At 71.9% G+C, this 3310-nt stretch carries 4 protein-coding genes and 1 pseudogene; all 5 read left to right on the forward strand.

Features of this window, described 5'->3' with window-relative positions; all coding sequences use genetic code 11:
- Nucleotides 1-623, forward strand: a 623-nt coding sequence (locus tag AC6EI8_RS25480; protein WP_498383262.1) for an AMP-binding enzyme, incomplete at its 5' end; no start/stop codon positions are given.
- The gene (locus AC6EI8_RS25485; RefSeq protein ID WP_498383264.1) at nt 620-1042 is read left to right on the forward strand and encodes an ApeI family dehydratase; all 423 of its coding nucleotides are present in this window, start codon (nt 620-622) and stop codon (nt 1040-1042) included. The genes AC6EI8_RS25480 and AC6EI8_RS25485, both read left to right, overlap by 4 nt.
- On the forward strand, nt 1039-1992 hold the full coding sequence (locus AC6EI8_RS25490; RefSeq protein ID WP_149316216.1) for a lysophospholipid acyltransferase family protein: 954 nt from the start codon (nt 1039-1041) through the stop codon (nt 1990-1992). The genes AC6EI8_RS25485 and AC6EI8_RS25490 overlap by 4 nt, the downstream gene beginning before the upstream one ends.
- Before the next feature lie 119 nt (nt 1993-2111).
- Complete coding sequence (locus AC6EI8_RS25495) at nt 2112-2744, forward strand: LolA-related protein (RefSeq protein ID WP_498383265.1); 633 nt, start codon at nt 2112-2114, stop codon at nt 2742-2744.
- Nucleotides 2741-3310, forward strand: a pseudogene (locus tag AC6EI8_RS25500) (hypothetical protein); the annotation flags it as partial. The gene AC6EI8_RS25495 and the pseudogene AC6EI8_RS25500, both read left to right, overlap by 4 nt.

Raw genomic sequence — 3310 nt, forward strand, 5'->3', positions numbered from 1 at the left:
TCGCCACGCGCCGCACCGCGCACGATGCCGCGTGGCAACTGCTGCCCGGCGTGGCGCTGCGGCTCAAGCGGACGCACGATGCCGAAACCGCGACCGTTCCGACGGGCGACGAAGGCAACGAGGGCCAAGACAGCGACGACGGCCCCGTCTGGCTCGCCAGCGGCGCCCATCTGCCCCAGCCGGTGGCGCTGAACGACGCGATCGAATTGCTCGACGCCCATCGCTTCCTGCTGCATGGCCGCAAGGCGGACCTGATCAAGATCGCCGGCAAGCGCACCTCGCTGGCCTATCTGAACCATCATCTGAACGCGATCCCGGGCGTGATCGACGGCGTCTTCCACATGCCGCGCGGCGAGCCCGCGGGCGGGCTGGGCAAGGAGGCGCGCCTGACCGCGCTGGTGGTCGCGCCGGGCGTGAGCGCCGCCGACATCGTGCATGCGCTGCGCGCGCGCATCGATCCGGTGTTCCTGCCGCGGCGCGTGTTCTTCGTCGACAGCCTGCCGCGCAACGCCACCGGCAAGCTGCCGCGCGACCTGCTCGAGCCGCTGGTGGCGCGGCTGCAGAGCGGCCAGGCCGCTCGCCACGACGATCGTGCGCCCACCACCGTGCTGGGACCGGCATGAACAGCGCGGGGGTCTTCACCATCGAGGCCGGCCATCCGGCGCTGCCGGGACACTTTCCCGGCCGCCCGATCGTGCCGGGCGTCGTGTTGCTCGACCATGCGGTGCTGCGCATCGCCGCGGCGCTCGGCCGCCCGCCGCACCCTGCACGCCTCGCCTCGGTCAAATTCCTGGCGACGGTGGTGCCGAACGAGCCGGTCACGGTGCGCTATGCCAGCGTGAGCCAGGACCCGGGTCAGGACCGGGCCGACCATCAAGCCGACCATCAAGCCGGCAACCAAGCCGACGACAAAGCGAACGACAGCGCCGACCACAGTGCCGACCACACGGTCCGCTTCGAGCTGGAAGGCCCCGGCCGCACCGTCGCCAGCGGCGTGCTGACGCTGCCGGGCCACGCCGGCCCGACCGACGCGGCGGTATGACGGCACCGGACAAGAGCCACGCGGCGCCGGCCGACGACTGGAGCAGCCAGCCCGAGCGCAGCCATCTGCGGCTGCTGCGCGTGATGCGCTGGCTGTCGCTGCGCCTGGGCCGGCGCGCGAGCCGCACGCTGCTGTGGCCGGTGGTGGCGATCTATCTGCTGATCTCGCCGGGCGCGCGCCGCACCTCGCGCCAGTTCCTGTCGCGCGCGCTCGGTCGTCCGGCGGGTCTTGCCGACGTGATGCGGCAGGGCTTCGCCTTCGCGTCGACGATCCATGACCGCGTCTATCTGCTGAACGGCCGGCTGGACCTGTTCGATATCCGCGTCCATGGCGAGCCGGTCATCCAGCAGGCGATCGCGCGCGGCGACGGTGCCTTCCTGTTCGGCGCCCATCTGGGCAGCTTCGAGGCGGTGCGCGCGGTCGGCCTGCGCTATCCGGCGCTGCGGCTGGCGGTGATGATGTACCAGGACAATGCCAGCCGCCTCAACGACGTGCTGGCGGCGATCAATCCCGCGGTGCGGCAGGACGTGATCCCGCTGGGCCGGCTCGACGCGATGCTGCAGGCACGCGACTACCTGGAGCGCGGCTACCTGCTCGGCCTGCTGGCCGACCGCACGCTGGCCCGGCTCGCCACCGATCCGCCGCGGCAGTGCGAATTCCTCGGCGCGCCGGCGCCCTTCGCCACCGGGCCGCTGCGGATGGCGGCGATGCTGCGCCGGCCGGTGCTGTTCATGACGGGCCTGTATCGCGGCGGCAACCGCTACGACATCCACTTCGACACGATCGCCGACTTCTCGGCGACGCCGGCCGCCGAGCGCGAGGCCGCCATCGACGCCGCGCTGCGCCGCTACGTCGCGCTGCTCGAGCGGCATTGCCGCGCGGCGCCGTACAACTGGTTCAACTTCTACGATTTCTGGCAGGCGCCCACGCGGGCGCCTGCGGACGCATGATGTCGATGACCTGCATCTTCGAGGGCCTTCGCTTGCCTGCCTTCGCTCCTTCCCTCGCTTTTGCCCCCGCTCTTGGCCTTCGTTTCGGCGCGGCGTGCTGCCTGGCGCTGGCCTGCCAGTTGCCGCTCGCCGGCGCCGCGGCGGCGGCTCCTACGACGGCTTCTACAACGGCTCCTACAACGGCAACTACGGCGGCATCCAGCGCGGTTTCCACGAAGTCGCCTCCGGCCCGGGCCGACGCGGCCTGGAGCGTGGACCGGCTGATGGCGACGCTGGCGCGGCAGCCGGCCGGCAGCGCGCGCTTCGTCGAGAAGAAGTACATGGCGATGCTGGAACGGCCGCTGGAATCGAGCGGCGAGCTGCGCTTCGTCGCGCCGGACCGCCTCGAGAAGCGCACGCTGGCGCCCAAGCCCGAGACGCTGCTGGTGCAGGGCGACATGCTGACGGTCGAGCGGGCGGGCCGCAGGACCACCATTCCGCTCGGCAACCATCCCGAACTCGCGGGCTTTATCGAGAGCCTGCGCGGCACGCTGGCCGGCAACCGGCAGGCGCTGGAGCAGTACTACCGGCTCGCGCTGGAAGGCACCGCCAAGCGTTGGACGCTGACGCTGACGCCGTCCGACAGCCGCATGGCCGCGGCGATTGCCGCCATCCGCATCGACGGCGCCGGCGAGCGGCTCGAGCGCGTCGAGATCCGCCAGGCCGACGGCGATCGCTCGGTGATGACCATCGTGCCGACCGGCGGCCAATGAGCGCGGCCGGCCAACGCCTGCACCGAAGGACGCTGCCGGCACGGCTGGCGGTCGCGATCTGGCTGGCCTTCGTGCTGGCCTGCGCGGCCATCGCGGCGCGCACCACGTTCACCGCCGACCTGTCGGCCTTCCTGCCGCGCGCGCCCAGCGCCGAACAGCAGTTGCTGGTCGATCAGCTGCGCGATGGGCTGGTGTCGCGGCTGCTGCTGATCGGCATCGAAGGCGGCGGCAGGCATGACCGGACACCGGACGGCACGCATGACAATACCCAGGACGCCGCGCAGGACAGCGCCCGGCGCGCGGCGCTGTCCAAGGCATTGGCCGGCAAGCTGCGCGGCGATCCGCGCTTTGCCGCGATCGACAACGGCGAGCCGGTCAACCGCGAGCGCGACCAGCGCTATCTGTACGCGCACCGCTATCTGCTGAGCCCCGCCGTCACGCCCGAGCGCTTCACCGAGGCGGGCCTGCGCGCCGCCATCGGCGACACTATCGACCTGCTGGGCTCGTCGGCCGGGCTGATGATCAAGCCGCTGCTGCCGCGCGATCCGACCGGCGAGGTGGCGACG

The sequence above is a fragment of the Cupriavidus sp. R6-3 genome (genome assembly GCF_059772245.1).